General features: G+C 70.0%; 14 protein-coding genes. 11 read left to right on the forward strand and 3 right to left on the reverse strand.

What is annotated here, in order from left to right; genetic code table 11:
- The first annotated feature begins 157 nt into the window (after positions 1-157).
- The 4 genes from LCL61_RS07555 to LCL61_RS07570 all read left to right on the forward strand — a co-directional run bounded on the left by LCL61_RS07555 (position 158) and on the right by LCL61_RS07570 (position 5,490).
- Complete coding sequence (locus tag LCL61_RS07555) at positions 158-622, forward strand: MarR family winged helix-turn-helix transcriptional regulator (protein ID WP_340686178.1); 465 nt, start codon at positions 158-160, stop codon at positions 620-622.
- A 75-nt stretch (positions 623-697) separates the two neighbouring features.
- The gene (locus LCL61_RS07560; RefSeq protein WP_340686179.1) at positions 698-1,882 is read left to right on the forward strand and encodes an MFS transporter; all 1,185 of its coding nucleotides are present in this window, start codon (positions 698-700) and stop codon (positions 1,880-1,882) included.
- A gap of 89 nt (positions 1,883-1,971) precedes the next feature.
- Positions 1,972-4,569, forward strand: a complete 2,598-nt coding sequence (clpB, locus tag LCL61_RS07565) for an ATP-dependent chaperone ClpB (protein WP_340686180.1) — start codon at positions 1,972-1,974, stop codon at positions 4,567-4,569.
- 210 nt (positions 4,570-4,779) lie between these two features.
- Positions 4,780-5,490 carry a hypothetical protein gene (locus tag LCL61_RS07570; protein WP_340686181.1) on the forward strand — a complete coding sequence of 237 codons (711 nt, stop codon included), beginning with the start codon at positions 4,780-4,782 and terminating at the stop codon, positions 5,488-5,490.
- On the opposite strand, the gene LCL61_RS07575 is transcribed toward LCL61_RS07570, so the two are convergent.
- Positions 5,491-6,624 (reverse strand): hypothetical protein, encoded by a 1,134-nt coding sequence (locus LCL61_RS07575; RefSeq protein WP_340686182.1) that lies wholly within the window; start codon positions 6,622-6,624, stop codon positions 5,491-5,493.
- Positions 6,625-6,744: 120 nt separating this feature from the next.
- Between LCL61_RS07575 and LCL61_RS07580 the strand changes: the two genes are divergently transcribed.
- Positions 6,745-7,512, forward strand: coding sequence for an SDR family oxidoreductase (locus tag LCL61_RS07580; RefSeq protein ID WP_340686183.1), 768 nt, complete (start codon positions 6,745-6,747; stop codon positions 7,510-7,512).
- On the opposite strand, the gene LCL61_RS07585 is transcribed toward LCL61_RS07580, so the two are convergent.
- Positions 7,509-8,189 (reverse strand): MgtC/SapB family protein, encoded by a 681-nt coding sequence (locus LCL61_RS07585; protein WP_425341985.1) that lies wholly within the window; start codon positions 8,187-8,189, stop codon positions 7,509-7,511. The genes LCL61_RS07580 and LCL61_RS07585 overlap by 4 nt on opposite strands.
- A 60-nt stretch (positions 8,190-8,249) precedes the next feature.
- On the opposite strand from LCL61_RS07585, the gene LCL61_RS07590 reads away from it, so the two are divergent.
- The 6 genes from LCL61_RS07590 (at position 8,250) to LCL61_RS07615 (ending at position 13,964) form a co-directional block, all read left to right on the forward strand.
- The gene (locus LCL61_RS07590) at positions 8,250-8,732 is read left to right on the forward strand and encodes a PepSY domain-containing protein (protein ID WP_340686185.1); all 483 of its coding nucleotides are present in this window, start codon (positions 8,250-8,252) and stop codon (positions 8,730-8,732) included.
- Between the two features lie 71 nt (positions 8,733-8,803).
- Complete coding sequence (locus LCL61_RS07595) at positions 8,804-9,562, forward strand: ABC transporter ATP-binding protein (protein ID WP_340686186.1); 759 nt, start codon at positions 8,804-8,806, stop codon at positions 9,560-9,562.
- The gene (locus LCL61_RS07600; RefSeq protein ID WP_340686187.1) at positions 9,562-12,096 is read left to right on the forward strand and encodes an FtsX-like permease family protein; all 2,535 of its coding nucleotides are present in this window, start codon (positions 9,562-9,564) and stop codon (positions 12,094-12,096) included. Before LCL61_RS07595 ends, LCL61_RS07600 begins: the two co-directional genes overlap by 1 nt.
- Positions 12,097-12,142: 46 nt before the next feature.
- A complete protein-coding gene (pyrE, locus tag LCL61_RS07605; protein WP_016338130.1) occupies positions 12,143-12,706 on the forward strand; it encodes an orotate phosphoribosyltransferase in 564 nt (187 codons plus the stop codon).
- Positions 12,707-12,903: 197 nt separating this feature from the next.
- Entirely contained in the window at positions 12,904-13,296 is a 393-nt protein-coding gene (locus LCL61_RS07610) for a DUF2784 domain-containing protein (protein WP_340686188.1), read from the forward strand.
- 14 nt (positions 13,297-13,310) lie between these two features.
- Entirely contained in the window at positions 13,311-13,964 is a 654-nt protein-coding gene (locus tag LCL61_RS07615) for a TrmH family RNA methyltransferase (protein WP_340686189.1), read from the forward strand.
- A gap of 479 nt (positions 13,965-14,443) precedes the next feature.
- Here LCL61_RS07615 and LCL61_RS07620 read toward each other — a convergent pair whose 3' ends face one another.
- Positions 14,444-16,579, reverse strand: coding sequence for a molybdopterin-dependent oxidoreductase (locus LCL61_RS07620; protein WP_340686190.1), 2,136 nt, complete (start codon positions 16,577-16,579; stop codon positions 14,444-14,446).
- Positions 16,580-16,633: the final 54 nt, after the last annotated feature.

Consider the following 16,633-nt stretch of genomic DNA (forward strand, 5'->3'; position numbering starts at 1 on the left):
CGCGAGACTAGCTGCCGAGAGGCCTTTTGCCCGCATCGTTGCTCCGGACGGGTGTACTCGAAACCGGTCGGCAGTGGGGGATCTCACGAGGTAAATAGTTGTCTTACGCAAGTGTCGCCGAATAAAGTTGTACCGTACAAGTAGCCAGGAGGCACCGATGAGCTCCGCCGACGACGCCAGGGTCGAACTGATGCGTGAGTTGAAGGCCGCCTCCCAGCTACAGCACGCCTGGACAATGCAGGCCTGGCAGGACGACCCCGGCCTGCACCCGGCGGCCGCGATGCTGCTGTCGGACCTGGCGAAGCACGGCGAGGCGCGCCCTTCGGAATTGGCCAAACGACGCTTTGTGGACCTTTCGGTCATAAGCCGTCAAATTTCCCAGCTGTCCGCGGCGGGGATGGTGGACCGCCGTCCCGCGCCCGAGGACGGCCGCGCGTCGATCATCAGCATCTCCGAGCGCGGGCGTGCGGAACTGGGCCGCAGGCGGGCCGGGTATCTGGAGTTCATGGAGCGCGCGCTCGGTGACTGGGACGACGAAAAGGTCCTCGAGCTGACCACGCGGCTGGCGGAGATGAACGCGGACGTCCGAGCGGCCCTGTCCGCCCGGACATGCGACGTTTGACGGCGGCCGTTCCTACCCGCCGGTCTTGACTGAACGGACCTTTCGCGACGCCGTCACGCCGGTAGCGTCGAAGGTGTGCGAAGCAGGGTCGCGTTGCTGGTCGCGTTGGGTATCGACAACTTCGGCTCGGGACTCTTCCTTCCGCTGGGCCTCGTCTTCGTCATTCGCGTGGTGGGTTTGCCGCTCGCCCAGGCGGGAGGTGCGGTCACGCTCGGTGCGTTGGCCGGTCTGCTCGTTCCCGTGCTCGCCGGCCGCCTCGTCGACCTGATCGGCCCGAGGACGGTGATGATCTGCTCCCACGTTCTCCAGGCCGCCGGAGCAAGCGCTTTCCTGCTGGCCGACGGGTTCGCCGGCGTCGTCGGCGCGTCCGTCATGCTCGCGGCCGGGCAGCAGCTGTTCTACAGCTCGCAGTTCTCGCTCATCGCCGACGTCGCGGGCGAAGGGCCGAAGGACCGGCCGTTCGCCGAAGCCGCGATGGTGCGCTCCGCGGGCTTCGGGCTGGGCGGGCTCGCGGCGGCCGGACTGCTGGTGTGGATCGGGCGTGAGGGTCTGTACGTCGCCGTGATGGTCGATGTCGCGACCTTCGTCATCGCCGCGGCCATCCTGTCGACACTGGTCACGCCCGCCCCGCGGCCTTCGCCGCGCTGCTCGGGGCCCGCGCGGGTCTGGCGGAACCGCCCGTACCTGGCGCTCATCGTGTTCAGCGGGCTGTTCGCGCTCACGATGGACTTCTTCCTCATCGGGATGCCCGTGTACGTGTTCAACGCCTTGCAAGGCCCTCGATGGCTTCCCGGGGCGATCATCGCGCTCCTCACCGTCGTCACCAGTCTGGGTGGAGTCGTCGCGTTGCGGCTCACCAGGAGGATGACCCGGATCGCCGCGATGCGTGCGGGTTCGGCGTTGTTCGCGGTGTGGTGCCTGGCGTGCCTCCTGGTGGTGTTCGTGCCGAAGGTCTTCCAGCCGGTTTACCTGCTCGGTGCGACCCTCGTGCTGGCCGCGGGCGATCTCGCGTTCGGCCCCCGGTCCGGGGCGCTGGCCGAAGCGGCGGCGCCGCCGGAGGCGCGAGGCCGGTATCTGGCGGCCTTCCAGTACGCGTTCACGCTCGCGGCGGTGATCGCTCCGGCCGTCGTGGCGTTGTTCTCCGTGGCAGTCTGGATCCCGTGGGTGCTCGTGGCCGCGTGCGCCTGTACGGCCGTCGTCGGCCTCGGCCGGGTGGGTCCCCGCCTGCCCGTGGAGGCCGTCTCCCCGACCGGAGGCTGAAACTTTTCAGGGTTGAGCGGAACAGACTCAACTTTGCTGACGTTGTACCTGTCGACAAGAACTTCGCAGGACCTAGTACGAGGTGAGGGATGGACGCTTTCAACCCGACCACGAAGACCCAGCAGGCGATCTCGTCGGCGGCGCAGGCGGCCACGATGGCGGGAAACCCGCACGTGGCGGCCGCGCACCTGCTCGGCGCCTTGCTGGCGCAGGGTGAGGGGCTCACCGCGCCGCTGCTGACCGCGGTCGGGGCCGATCCGGCGCAGGTGCACAAGGAGCTGGAGCCGCTGATCGCGGCGCTGCCGTCGGCGACGGGCGCCACCGTGTCGAGCCCGCAGTTCGACACGAACGCCGTCAAAGCGCTGACGCACGCGCAGAAGCTCGCGACCGAACTCGGCGACGAGTACGTCTCGACCGAGCACCTCCTCGTCGGCCTCGCCACCGAAGGCGGGCCGGTGGCCGAGCTGCTCAAGCGGCACGGCGCCACCCCGGACGCGCTGCGCGAGGCGTTCGCCAAGGTGCGCGGCTCCGCGCGGATCACCAGCGCCGATCCGGAAAGCACGTTCAAGGCGCTGGAGAAGTACGGCGTCGACCTGACCGAACGCGCCCGCGCCGGCGAGCTGGACCCGGTGATCGGCCGCGACACCGAGATCCGCCGCGTGGTGCAGGTGCTCTCGCGCCGCACCAAGAACAACCCGGTGCTGATCGGTGAACCCGGCGTCGGCAAGACGGCCATCGTCGAAGGGCTCGCCCAGCGCATCGTCGCCGGTGACGTGCCGGAGTCGCTGCGCGGCAAGCGCGTGGTGGCGCTGGACCTCGGCTCGATGGTCGCGGGTGCCAAGTTCCGCGGTGAGTTCGAGGAGCGGCTGAAGGCCGTGCTCAAGGAGATCACCGACTCCGCGGGCGAGGTCGTCACGTTCATCGACGAGCTGCACACCATCGTCGGCGCCGGCGCGACCGGCGAGGGAGCGATGGACGCGGGCAACATGATCAAGCCGATGCTCGCCCGCGGTGAGCTGCGGATGGTCGGCGCGACCACGCTCGACGAGTACCGGCAGCACATCGAGAAGGACGCCGCGCTGGAACGGCGCTTCCAGCAGGTGCTGGTCGGCGAACCGTCCACTGAGGACACCATCGGCATCCTGCGCGGGCTCAAGGAACGGTACGAGGTGCATCACGGTGTGCGCATCACCGACGCCGCGCTGGTCGCCGCCGCGACCCTGTCCGACCGCTACATCACCGCCCGGTTCCTGCCGGACAAGGCGATCGACCTGGTCGACGAGGCCGCGTCGAAGCTCCGCATGGAGATCGACTCGCGGCCCGTCGAGATCGACGAGGTCGAGCGCGCCGTGCGGCGGATGGAGATCGAGGAGATGGCTCTGTCCAAAGAGGACGACGCCGCCTCCAAGGAACGGCTCGCCGCGCTGCGCTCGGAGCTGGCCGAGAAGCGGGAGACGCTGACCGCGCTGACCGCGCGCTGGCAGAACGAGAAGGGCTCGATCGAACGCGTCCGCGAACTCAAGGAGCAGCTGGAGCAGCTGCGCGGCGAGTCCGAACGCGCCGAACGCGACGGCGACCTCGGCAAGGCCGCCGAGCTCCGCTACGGCCGGATTCCCGCGCTGGAGAAGGAGTTCGAGGCCGCGACCGCGGCCAGTGAGGTCAGCCAGCAGAACGTCATGCTCAAGGAAGAGGTCAGCGCGGACGACGTCGCCGACGTGGTCAGCGCGTGGACCGGCATCCCGGCCGGACGGCTGCTGGAGGGTGAGACGGGCAAGCTGCTCCGGATGGAGGAGGAGCTCGGCAAGCGCGTCATCGGGCAGAAGGAGGCCGTGCAGGTCGTCTCGGACGCGGTGCGCCGCACCAGGGCTGGCGTCGCCGACCCCGACCGGCCGACCGGTTCGTTCCTGTTCCTCGGCCCGACCGGTGTCGGCAAGACCGAGCTGGCGAAGGCCCTCGCCGAGTTCCTGTTCGACGACGAGCGCGCGATGCTGCGGATCGACATGAGCGAGTACGCCGAGAAGCATTCGGTGGCGCGCCTGGTCGGGGCGCCTCCGGGTTACGTCGGCTACGACCAGGGCGGCCAGCTGACCGAGTCGGTGCGCAGGCGGCCGTATTCGGTGGTGCTGCTCGACGAGGTCGAGAAGGCGCATCCGGACGTGTTCGACGTGCTCCTGCAGGTGCTCGACGACGGACGCCTCACCGACGGCCAGGGCCGCACGGTGGACTTCCGCAACACGATCCTGGTGCTGACGTCGAACCTCGGCTCGCAGGCCATCGCCGACCCGTCGCTCGACGAGCGTCAGCGCAACGACGCGGTGATGTCGGTGGTGCAGCGGCAGTTCAAACCGGAGTTCCTGAACCGGTTGGACGACATCGTGGTCTTCCACGCGCTGGGCACCGACGAGCTGACGTCCATTGTGGACATCCAGATCGGGCGGCTCGCCACGCGGCTGTCGCGGCGTCGCCTGACGCTGGAGGTCACCGACGGGGCGCGCGAGTGGCTCGCGCTGAACGGCTTCGACCCGATCTACGGCGCGCGGCCGCTGCGGCGGCTGGTGCAGTCGGCGATCGGCGACAAGCTGGCGAAACAGCTGCTGGCCGGTGAGATCCGGGACGGCGACACGGTGCGGGTGGACATCCCGGCCCAGGAGGCGTCGGAGGCGCTGACGGTCACCCGGGTGGACTGAGTCGGTCGGTCACCCGCCGAATGAGATGAAGGGGGCCTTTCATCGCAGAATTTGCGACGAAAGGCCCCTTCATCGCGTTGGCGACACGGCGATTTGTCGACCTTTCGTCGCGTCTTTCGTGGTCTTTCCCGGGCGCGGCACCGAAAGGGGTGGCGCGACACGGCGCCCGGCGGTCACATCCGGTGAGGGCAGGGGGATACCCTGACCGTCGTGGGTATTCCGGCGTGGATCTGGTTCGTCATCGCCGCCGTCGCCTTGGTGGCGGGGCTGGCGCTGCTCGCGGCCGACCGGGCGAAGGAGGGCTCGCGCAATCGCGAGCGCATGCGCTGGGCCGAGCTGCGCGGCTGGCAGTTCGTCGAAGAGGACGAACGGTTGCCGCGGCAGTGGTCCAACGGTGCGATCGGGTACTTCGGTGCCCAGCTGGCGGTCAACGTCGTCGCCGGGTCCACCTTCACCTCCGACGGTCGGCGTCCCGTCTTCATCTTCGACATCGAGACCGAGGGCCAGATCCCGGCGGTCGTGGTCGCCGTGCGGTGCAACCGCGTGCACGAGGTGCCGCTGGAGATGTGGCTGTCCAGTGTGCCGTTCCAGCGCCAGGACATGCCCGAGATGCTCGGCCCGATCGGTCAGCGCTACGCCTTCGCGGACGACGCTGAGGGAGCGCGCAAGGTGATCACGCAGGATCTCGTCGACGCGGCGGACTCGCTCGGCGGCGACGTCGGCGTGGCGTGGCTGGAGAACGAGTGGGTGCTGGCGAGCGTCGCCCCGAACGCCGGGCCGTCGCGGCTCGAGCGGCTGCTGCGCGACCTCGGCGAGATCGCCGACATCGTGGACCCGTTCGACGAGGAGTACGACAACGCGTCGACCCCTGGCCGTCACTGGCAGGCCGAGGCCGCCGAAGACATCGAGCCCCAGGCCTGATCAGGACGGCTTGAGCTCCAGCGGGAGCGCCCCGGCGATGAAGCCGGTGTGCGCCGGCTGACCGAGCAGGGTCAGGTCGAGTGTCCCGGACTGCGTCAGATGCCCTGCCTGTGCGGGATCTGTGGTCGGCAGGACCCCGCGCACGGACGACGTCGAGGTGCCTCGGACGGACGCGACTTCCCCGATGCCCAGGTCGCCGCTGATCGTGTGCGAACCGGATCCGGTGAGCCCGGCATCGTGCTGCGCCAGATTCACGTTCTGCCCGGTGGTGACCAGCCCGGACGACGGACCGATGGTGCCGCCGAGAGCGTGCTCCTGGCCGTAACCCGCGCCCGAGCCGACGTCGAGCGGCAGGACACCGCTGAACCGGCCGTTGCCGTGCTGCGCCGAGGTCGACCCGACGGCGGCGAGGTCGCCGACGTCGACCGCGTGCCCGGACGACCGCCCGGCCTCCAGCACACCGCCGAGGTCGCCGGAGAAACCACCGTCGAGCCGGAAGGCCCTGTCGAGGGTGCCGCCGGTGTGCTGTTCCGTCTCGTTGATGACGCCGACCCCGGGCAGCGGGCGGACGGCGTGATAGGTCCCCTCGACCACGCGAAGGGCGCGGCTGTCCTCGGAGACGAAGGTGGGGACGCCGGTGCGCGGGTCGAGCGCGACCTCGGTCAGCCGTGCGCCGGTCCGTTCGAGTTCGGTCTCGTTCCCGGCGACCACGCTGCCGTAGCGATCGACCTTCAGCGCTTCCCGCTGGCCCTGCTTGACGGCCTCGGAAGTCTTCGCCGCCGCGAGCGCGCCGACCTTGTCCGGACGGGCCGTGACACCGTCGCGGGTCTCGATGGTCTCGCTCACCGAGCGGCGGACGTCAGCGACGGCCTTCGCGTCGCCGATGTCCTTGCTGAAGACGTTGCGTTCGGTGTTGGTCAGGAAACCGCGAAAGACGGTCGTGTCGCCTTCGCTGGTGAAGCCGACTCCGCGATCGAGGCTGCCTTCGCGCTGGTGATCGAGAGGAAGCGGGATCGACGGGTCGGTCTGGGTGGCGAGCGCGGTGGCCGGGCCGGCGAGCAACAGCGCCAGCGGCGCCGCGCCGACCGCGACTTTGGGCAGGTAGCTCGGCTTGCGCCTGCTGTGCTTCCCCATGGGGCCGGACGATACTTCCCGACTTCCGTCGTTGCACGTCAAATCCCCACGGTGGGTGACCCCCACGCCTGCCCCATCCGAGCGTGTTCCCGGAACCCGACCGAGGAGTAGGTTCCCGATATGACACAGACCGCCCTGATCACCGGCGCCACCGCCGGCATCGGCGCGCAGTTCGCGCGCAGGCTCGCCGCCGAGGGGTATGACCTCGTGCTCGTCGCCCGCGACGTCGACAGGTTGGAGGGCTTCGCCGCGGAACTGGTCGAGGCGCACGGCGCCGACGTCGTGGCCCTGCCCGCCGATCTGTCCGAAGTGGACGGACGTGCGCTGGTCGAGGACCGCCTGGCCGAAGAGCCGGTGGATCTCCTCGTGAACAACGCGGGCTTCGGGCTCAACGGCGATTTCTGGACCATCCCGCCGGACGCGCTGCAGCGTCAGCTGGACGTCAACGTCACCGCCGTCCTGCGGCTGACCCGTGCGGCGCTGCCGGGGATGATCGACCGCGGCGAGGGGGCGATCATCAACGTCAGCTCGGTCGCCGGCTTCTTCAGCGGCCGCGGTTCGACGTACACGGCCAGCAAGAACTGGGTCACTTCGTTCACCGAGGGCATCGCCGCCTCGCTGCCGGAGAACATCCGCATGATGGCGCTCTGCCCCGGGTTCACCACCACGGAGTTCCACGAGCGGGCCGGTCTGGACAAGCCCGGTCCGAAGGCGTTCTGGCTCGGCGTCGAGCAGGTCGTGGACGAGGCCCTGGCGGATCTGCGCCGCGGCAAGGTGATCTCGGTGCCGAGCCTGCAGTACAAGGTGCTCGTCGCGGTCGGCGGGCTGCTTCCCAGGGCGGTGCTGCGGAAGCTCGGCGGCGGTTTCGGCGGCAAGGGCCGAACTTAATCGTCATCGGTGGTTTCGATCGAGCGCACGCCGTCGGTCGCGGCGAGCACGGTGGGCGCGGCGGCGTGATCGGGTCCGGTGAGGTCGAGTGAGACCGTCACCTCACCGTCACGGTCGCCGGTGATCCGCAGTGACGTGATCGACCATCGACGGCTTGTGCACAGCGCCAGCAGGTCGCGCAGGACACCTTGCCCGTCCACGTAACTCACGCGAAGCCTGGTCGTGCCCGTGCCGCCGGGCAGATGCGCGCTCAGCCAGGTGAAACCGAGGACCACCACGAAATGCAGGGCCGTCACCACGACCGCCAGCACCAGCAGACCGGCGCCCGCCGCCATGCCGATGGCCGCGGTCTCCCAGACGGCGGCGGCCGTGGTGAGCCCGTGGATCGCGCCCTGCCTGGTGATGATCAGCCCGGCGCCGAGGAAGCCGACACCGGAGACGATCTGTGCCGCGATCCGGGACGGGTCGAGCACGACCTGCCCGGTCGCGAGGATGTCGCCGAAACCGTACTTACTGACCAAAAGGATCAGTGCGGACGCCGTGCCCACGATGGTCTGGGTCCGCAGTCCGGCGCTCTTGCCCCTGAGCTGCCGTTCCAGCCCGATCGCCGCCGACAGCGCGAACGCCGTCGTCAGCTCACCGATCTGGAGCCAGCCCTGTCCGTTCGAGACCATCACCCCACAGTGCCATCGGCCGGACGACGGTTCGAGCCCGTGCGGGGCGGGTACGCGTGGATCATGAAGTCATCCCTTCTTGTCATCGCGGTAGTGCTGACGCTGGCCGCCTGTTCCACCGAACAGGCGCCCGCCCCGGCGGTACCGGGACCGGTCGAAGCCCAGCCGGTGAAGGCGATTCAAGCGGCGGCAGGCGCTTTGCCCGACGGGCGGGTGTTCGACGTGGAGCCCGCGAACGACGGGTGGGAGATCAAGGTCGCGTCACACGGGCAGGAACACAAGGTGCGCGTGAGCCCGGACGGCGGCCAGGTCCTCGGCGAGCAGCAGACCGCCAAGCCGAGCGACGACCTGGCGAAGGTCGAGCAGGCGGGTGTCGACGCGGTCAAGGCACTCCAGGCCGCGCAGCGACGCCAGCCGGGTGAGCTCGACGAGATGGAGGTCGACTACGCCGCCGACGGCACCCTCGTCTGGGAGGTCGGGCTCCGCGACGGCAAGGGGATCGAGCACGACGTCGACGTCGATGCCAGGACCGGCGCGGTGAGGTAGGGCCCGCCCTACCAAGGAGACGCACGCTCGCCCCAGGGTGCTTCCGACCTGGGATTCCTAGTGTTTTCCCCATGAACACTGGGTGGAACGGTGACGCGGTCCGGCTCGACGGCGTCCGCAAGGAATACGGCAAGGGCGTCGTCGCTCTGGACGGGGTGACGCTGGCGTTCCCGCGTGGCGGTTTCACCGCGGTGATGGGACCTTCGGGCTCGGGTAAGAGCACCTTCCTGCACTGCGCGGCCGGGCTGGACCGGCCGACGTCGGGGTCCGTCGTGCTCGACGGGCAGGAGCTGGCCGGGATGAGCGAGACGAAGCTGACGAAGCTGCGCCGCGACCGGGTCGGCTTCATCTTCCAGGCCTTCAACCTGCTTCCGGCGCTGACCGTCGAGCAGAACGTCACGCTCCCGCAGCAGCTCGCCGGCGCCAAGCCGGACCGCCGTGTGGTCGAAGAGATGCTGGGCCGCGTGGGGCTTTCCGGCCGTCGCAAGCACCTTCCCGGCGAACTGTCCGGCGGGCAGGCGCAGCGCGTCGCGATCGCGCGGGCGCTGGTCACCCGGCCCGCGGTGGTCTTCGCCGACGAGCCGACCGGCGCTCTCGACACCCGCACCGCCGCCGAGGTTCTCGCGCTGCTGCGCGATTCCGTCCGGACGACCGGCCAGACGGTGATCATGGTGACCCACGACCCGATGGCCGCCTCGTACGCGGACCGCGTCATCTTCCTCGCCGACGGCCGGATCGCGGACGAGCTGCACGCGCCGACGGCGGACGTCGTCGCCGAGCGCATGACCCACCTGGGTGCCTGGGGCAACTCGGTCAGGGCGGGTGCGTGATGCTGCGACTCGCCTTCCGGACCCTCCGCCTGCGCAAGGGCGGCTTCGTCGGCACCTTCATCGCCGTCTTCTTCGGCGCGCTGATCGTCGCCTCCTGCGGCGGCCTGATGGAGACGGGGATCCGCGGCAACGCGGAACCGCAACGGCTCGCGGCCGCCCCGATCCTCGTCACCGGCGGCCAGACCTTCGACCTGCCCAAGAAAGACCCGGCCACCCTGGAGCCGGACGACAAGCGCAAGTTCGAGGACGCGCGGCTTCCCGAACGCGTCCGGCTCGACAGCGGACTGGTGTCCCGGCTGCGGTCCGTCCCCGGCGTCTCGGACGTCGTCGGCGAAGTGAGCTTCCCGCTCGCGGCAGGCGGGAAGCCCGCGCTCGGCCACGCTTGGGACTCCGCCGTCCTGACCCCGTACGCGCTGGCCGCGGGTGCCGCGCCCGCGGCTGGCGAGGTGGTCGTCGAATCCACATCGGGAGCGAAGCCCGGTGACGTCGTCGAGGTCGCCGCGCGCGGCAAGACCGAATTGTTCCGCGTGGCCGGAGTGGCCGGAGCGCCGCGTTCGATCACGCAGGCCGCCGTGTTCTTCTCCGGCGCCGACGCCGCCCGGCTCTCCGGGCACCCCGGCAAGGCCGATGTCATCGGCGTCTTCACCGCGCCGGGTGCGGACGTCGAAGCGGTGCAGGCGAAAGTCGCCGAGGTCGCGGCCGGGGCGAACGTCCTGACCGGCATCGACCGCGGTGTCGCGGAATTCCCCGAGGCCGATTCGAGCGGCTCCGACCTGATCGTCATCGCCGCGGTGTCCGGCGGGCTCTCGGTGATGGTCGCGATGTTCGTCGTCGCCGGCACGCTGAGCCTGTCCACCCAGCAGCGTTCGCGGGAACTCGCGTTGCTGCGGGCGATCGGCACGACCCCGCGCCAGCTGCGGCGCATGGTGCTCGGCGAAGCGCTGGCCGTCGGCCTGCTCGCCACCGCGCTCGCCGCGGTACTCGGCCCGTTCCTTGGCGAGTGGCTGTTCGGGCAGCTCGTCGAGAACGGTGTGGTGCCCGCGGTGCTGCGGTTCTACCAGGGTTGGTTGCCCGCCGTCGTCGGCGCGGGGGCCGCGATGCTCGCGGTGTTCATCGCCGCCTTCGCCGCGGGCCGCCGCGCCGGGAAGATCCGGCCGGCCGAGGCGCTCGCCGAAGCCGCGGTCACGCGCCGCTGGCTGACCCCGACACGCGTCATCGTCGCCGCGCTCTGCTTCGGCGGCGGCACCGCGCTGGCCATCGTGACCGTCGCGGTGATGACCGGCCCGATCGCGGCCAGCACCGCCGGACCGGCGGTGATCCTCTGGGCGCTCGGCGTCGCGATGATCACCCCCGGGGTCGCCAAGGTGATGACGACGATCCTGCAGTGGCCGATGCGCCTGCTCGGCGGGATCGACGCCCGGCTCGCCGTGCTCAACACCCGGGCGGGCATCGTCCGGGCGGCGGGCGCGGTCACCCCGATCATGCTCGCCGTCGGGATCGCGACCGCGAACATCTACCTGCAGACCACCCAGCAGGAGCTGGCGAACCAGGCCTTCACCGAAGACGTCCGCGCCGACGCCGTGATCGCCTCCGCGGCGGGCGGGCTGTCCCCGGACCTCGTCCAGCGGATCCAGGCCGTGCCCGGGGTGGCCGGAGCGTCCGAGTACGTCACCAGCAGCGTGTTCCTCGAGAACCCGTACGACTCTTCCGACGAGGGCCGTCCGGCGGTCGGCCTCACCGCTTCCGGCGCGGGCGCGACGACCGATACCAAGGTGGTCCAGGGCGATCTGAAGGCGCTGACCGGCATGACCGTCGCACTCCCCGAGGCCTTCGCGAAGGACTTCGGCCGCGGCGTCGGCGACACGCTGGGACTCAGGCTCGGGGACGGCACCCCGGTCGACGTCGAGGTCGTCGCGGTGACCAGCCAGCGCCCCGGCTTCGAAAGTCTGCTGCTCCCGGCCGGCCTCCTCGCGCCGCACACCACCGCCGGGCTCGCCCCGCAGATGCTGGTCCGCGCCACTCCGGACGTCGATCCGTCGGCGCTCACCGAGCGGCTTCGCGAGGCGACGGCCGGGCTGCCGGTGTCCGTCGGCGACCGGGCGGCGCTCGTCGCGGCGCACGACAAGGACCAGGCCGTCGGCGCGTGGGTGAACTACCTGCTGGTCGGGATGATCATCGCCTACACGGTGATTTCGGTCGCGAACACGCTCGTGATGGCGACCGTCCGGCGGCGCCGCGAGTTCGGTCTCCAGCGGCTCACCGGTTCGACCAGGGCGCAGGTGCTGCGGATGGCCGGGTTCGAAGGCGGGCTCGTCGCGCTGGTCGGGATCGTGCTCGGCACCATCGTCGCGGCGGGTTCGATCGTCCCGTTCTGCCTGGTGGCGGCCGATTCCCTGCTGCCGATGGGCTCCCCGCTGATCTACCTGACCATCATCGGGCTCGCCGCGGCGCTCGCGCTGGCGGCGACCCTGGTCCCGGCCTGGGCGGCGACCCGGGGTCAGGCCGTCGACGCGGCGACGGCAGGCAATGACTAGAGCTACCGTCGAAGGACCCGGCGGGCCGTGTGTAAGACTCTCGGCCGTGGCGTACCCCGGTGTTGATCAAGCGGCGAAACTCGAACTGGCGAGACTGGTCGGCGAACTCGCCGTCGTGCACGGCAAGGTGACCTTGTCCTCGGGCAAGGAGGCCGATTACTACATCGACCTCCGGCGGGCGACGCTGCATCACGCGGCCGCTCCGCTCATCGGGAAGCTGCTTCGCCAGCTCACGCACGACTGGGACTACGTCGCCGCCGGCGGCCTGACCCTCGGTGCGGACCCGGTGGCGCTGGCGATGCTGCACTCCGCGGCGACCGACGGTGTCGTGCTCGACGCGTTCGTCGTCCGGAAGGCCGTCAAGGAACACGGCATGCAGCGCCGGATCGAGGGCGTCGAGGTGCTGGGACAGCGAGTGCTGGCCGTCGAGGACACCTCGACCACCGGCGGCAGCGTGCTCACCGCCGTCGAGGCGCTGCGCGAGGCCGGAGCGAACGTGGTCGGCGTCGCGACCGTCGTCGATCGGGACACCGGAGCGCGCGAGGCCATCGAGAAGGAAGGCCTCGAATACCGTTACATTCTGAACAAGGACGATCTCGGTCTGTCCTGAATAAAGCGTCCCGAACGGGGCGGCCTCGACGGTCAGCCGCTGGACCTCGGCCCGCGTCTCGGCGAGCGCCGANCCGAGCGTGCCCATCAGGACCAGCAGGCCGGCCAGCATGAACGGAGGATGCCCCGTTTTTTCGTGAGCGTTTCTCAATCGGAGAGGGGTAACGTCGCTGGTAGGGGAGTGAAAGGGGGCTTGAGGTGGCGGGTTTCCTGGCGAACGTGACAGTCGCGGTGCACATTTTCGCGCTGGTGTTCATCGGATTCGGTGGTTTCCTCGCGTGGCGGTGGCCGAGGGTGATCTTCGTGCATGTGTTCTTCGCCGCATGGGGTGTCCTCGTCAACGTCTTCCCCTGGCCGTGCCCGCTGACGGCTGCCGAGAACTACTTCCGGCATCAGCAGGGCCTCGGCGACCTTCCCGGCGGCTTCAACGCCTACTACCTCTACGACACCGTGTTCCCGCGCTCGTCGCTGCCGTTCGTCGTCGTGATCGCGATGGCGACGGTGATCATCTCCTACATCGGCGCGTACCAGCGCTGGCGTCACCGCCACCACGACGGGGACGCACCGGCGCACCGCGTCAGCATGGGCTGAGTGACAATCCTCGGGTGAACTCGGAAGAAGCCGGTCCCACCGAATGGGTGGCGAAGGAAGAGGTCGGCGTCGGTCCGTGGGAGGGCGAGTGGCCCTCGGACGAGCGCTACGACCCCGAACTCCTGGCCAACGGCGACCGCCGCAACGTCGTCGACCCGTACCGCTACTGGCGGCGCGAGGCCATCGTGTCCGATGTGGACCGCCGTCGGCACCCGTTCCACGTGGCGATCGAGAACTTCCAGCACGACCACAACATCGGCACCGTGGTCCGGACGGCGAACGCCTTCGCCGCCGCCGCGGTGCACATCGTCGGGCGGCGGCGCTGGAACCGGCGCGGCGCCATGGTGACCGACCGTTACCAGCACCTTCTCCATCACGAGGACGTCGACGGTCTGCTGACCTTCGCCGCGACGGAGGGGCTCGCCGTCGTCGCCGTCGACAACACTCCCGGCTCGCAGCCCGTCGAGACCGCCGAACTGCCGCGCGAGTGTGTCCTGCTGTTCGGCCAGGAAGGGCCGGGTCTTTCGGCCGAGGCGCAGAAGACGGCGGCGCTGGTCGTCTCGATCGCGCAGTTCGGCACGACCCGCTCGATCAACGCCGGCGTCGCCGCCGGGATCGTCATGCACGCCTGGATCCGGCAGCACGCCGACCTCGCTCAGGCCTGGTGACCCGCGGCTAGACGGGGGCTGAAGGACGCTTTCCCCGCATAAGTCGTGGTGAAAGCGTCCTTCACCGCGTGAGATGCAGGGGCCCGGCAAAGTCGCATAACTGCTGGTCGCGATGTGGCATTGGGGACACTGAGCGTCTCCGATGTCACATTGGGGGCACCGAATGAGCCGCCGGCGCACGATTTTTGCCTTGCTCTTCAAGAGAAGACGACTCGCACTCGACCTGGGTCGAAGGCTCCCTTCGTCGCATCAGACGCAGCGAAGGGAGCCTTCAGCCCACACCGGCCCGCCCACGAACACGCCAATCTGCGCGAAACACCTGAATCGGGCACGATCAGCCCGAAAGTGTCCCCTGTGGACAGTCGAGAAGGGGCCAAGGTCACCGTGACGAGTCCCTCGTCGCCCACTTGACCAGCGGGGTAAGCAACTTTGCCGGGGCCCTGGCGTGAGATGCGGGGAAAGGCCCCTTCAGCCCCCGGCTAGACGGGGGCCACCTCCACCGGGATCCCGTTCAGGACGGCGTTCCCGGACGGGACGTCGAGCAGGGTCTCGTCGGCGACCAGATTCGAGTTGACCCCGGCGTGCGCGGCCGCGACCCGCGTGCGCGTGCCGTCGAGGTCGTGACCCCAGCCGTGCGGCATGCTCACCACGCCGGGCCGGACGTCGGCCGTGACCTCCACCGGCGCTTCGAGCTTCCCCGCCCGCGACGTCACCGCCGCGAGCCCGCCGTCGGTCAGCCCGAGCCGGGAGGCGTCGTCCGGGTGCACCTGGACGGTGCACCGGTTCCCGCCGCGCACCAGCGGCGTCAGGTTGTGCATCCACGAGTTGTTCGAGCTCAGGTGTCGCCGTCCGATCAGCAGCAGCCCGCCGTCCGGCGCCTTGTCCAGCTCCGCGCGCAGGCGGGGGACGTCCTTCGTGATCGCGTCCGGCGCCAGCTCGACCTTCCCGCTCGCCGTGGCGAGCGCCTCCGGCAGCCGTGGTTTCAGCGCGCCGAGGTCGATGCCGTGCGGGGCGGCTTCGAGATCGGCCAGGCTCAGCCCGTACGGTCCGCCGCGCAGCATCAGGTCGATCATCCGCGCCGGCCCTGTGCGGCCTTCGGCGAGCGCGAGGTCGACGCCGGTGCGCCGCGCCGTTTCGCCCGCGACCATCGTGTCGAAGGCGGCGACGTCGACGTCCGGGCCCTGGCCGGCGGCGATCCCCGCCAGTCGCAGCAGGGTCACCCATTCCTGCGGCATCTCGGTTTCCAGCGTCCGGGGTGTCCAGTTCGCGACGTTGCGCACGGCGAGCGCGTACAACGCGACGTCGTAGTGCGGCCGCTCCAGCGGTGACGGCCCGGGCAGGATGACGTCGGCGTGCCGCGTGGTCTCGTTGAGGTATACGTCCAGCGAGACCATGAAGTCCAGCTGCCGCAACGCTTCCGTGAGCCGCGCGGAGTTGGGCGTGCTCAGCGCGGGGTTGCCGCTGATGGTCACCAGCGCCCGCACCTGGCCTTCGCCGGGTGTCTCGATCTCGTCCGCGAGCGTGGCCACCGGCAGCTCGCCGAGCACCTCGGGATACCCGCGCACCCGGCTCGTCCAGCGGCCGCTGGTGAACGGCGAGGACCGGCGCGGCCGCCAGAGGGCGGGCAGCGGGAACATCACGCCGCCTTCGCGATCGAGGTTGCCGGTGAGCGTGTTGACGACGTCGACCAGCCAGCTCGCGACGGTGCCGAACGACTGCGTTGTCGTCCCCATCCGGCCGTACACCGCGGCGCGCCCGGCATCCGTGAGTTCGAGCGCGATGCGGCGGATCTCGGTGGCGTCGATCCCGGTCGCGGGCGCGACCGCCTCCGGGGTGAACGGCTCCGCGAGCACGCGAACCTCGTCGACACCGTTGACGTGCTCTCCCGGAGTGACCCGGTTCTCCGCGAACAGGACGTTGACCAGCGCGAAAAGGAACAACGCGTCGGTGCCGGGCCGGATCGCGTGGTGCTCGTCGGCGAGCTGCGCGGTCCTGGTGCGGCGCGGATCGAGGACGACGATCTTGCCGCCGCGCTTCTGGATCGCGCGCAGCCTCCCGCGGGTGTCCGGGGCGGTCATCAGGCTTCCGTTGGACACCAACGGGTTCGCGCCCAGGATGAGGAGGTGTTCGGTGCGGTCGAGGTCGGCGACGGGAATGGTCTGCGGGTCGCCGAAGAGATAGCCGGAGGAGAAGTGCTTCGGCATCTGGTCGACCGTGGTCGCGGTGTAGAAGTTCCTGGTGCCCAAGGCTTTGAAGAACACGCGGCCGTAGAGCACCAGCGCCGCGTTGTGCACCGTCGGGTTGCCGGAGTAGACGGCGACGGCGTTCCTGCCGTGCTCGTCGATGATCGGCCGGAGCCGCCGGTCGATCTCGGCGAACGCCTCGTCCCAGGTGACCTGGACGAACTCGCCGTCGCGTTTCACCAGCGGCGCGGTGAGCCTGTCCGGGTCATGGTGCAGCGCGCCGAGCGAAGCGCCCTTCGGACAGATGTAGCCCTGCGAGAAGACATCCTCGCGGTCCCCCTGCACGCGGGTGACCAGGCTCTTCTCGTCGATCGTCACCTCCAGCCCGCAGGTGGCTTCGCAGAGCGGGCAGGTCACGTGCGCCGTGGTCATGAAGCACCTCGCGGGTTCGGGAGTCCTCCCAACATACTGAGCGGTATGTCAGCG

Source organism: Amycolatopsis coloradensis (genome assembly GCF_037997115.1).
In the GTDB taxonomy this organism is placed as follows: Bacteria; Actinomycetota; Actinomycetes; order Mycobacteriales; family Pseudonocardiaceae; genus Amycolatopsis; species Amycolatopsis coloradensis_A.

Bases quoted from the DNA above. Each gene is read 5' to 3' on its own strand.
- LCL61_RS07580 (WP_340686183.1), top strand. From the start codon at position 6,745: ATGACACAGACCGCCCTGATCACCGGCGCCACCGCCGGCATCGGCGCG.
- clpB (WP_340686180.1), top strand. From the start codon at position 1,972: ATGGACGCTTTCAACCCGACCACGAAGACCCAGCAGGCGATCTCGTCG.
- LCL61_RS07590 (WP_340686185.1), top strand. From the start codon at position 8,250: ATGAAGTCATCCCTTCTTGTCATCGCGGTAGTGCTGACGCTGGCCGCC.
- LCL61_RS07555 (WP_340686178.1), top strand. From the start codon at position 158: ATGAGCTCCGCCGACGACGCCAGGGTCGAACTGATGCGTGAGTTGAAG.
- LCL61_RS07595 (WP_340686186.1), top strand. From the start codon at position 8,804: ATGAACACTGGGTGGAACGGTGACGCGGTCCGGCTCGACGGCGTCCGC.
- LCL61_RS07575 (WP_340686182.1), bottom strand. From the start codon at position 6,624: ATGGGGAAGCACAGCAGGCGCAAGCCGAGCTACCTGCCCAAAGTCGCG.
- LCL61_RS07620 (WP_340686190.1), bottom strand. From the start codon at position 16,579: ATGACCACGGCGCACGTGACCTGCCCGCTCTGCGAAGCCACCTGCGGG.
- LCL61_RS07600 (WP_340686187.1), top strand. From the start codon at position 9,562: ATGCTGCGACTCGCCTTCCGGACCCTCCGCCTGCGCAAGGGCGGCTTC.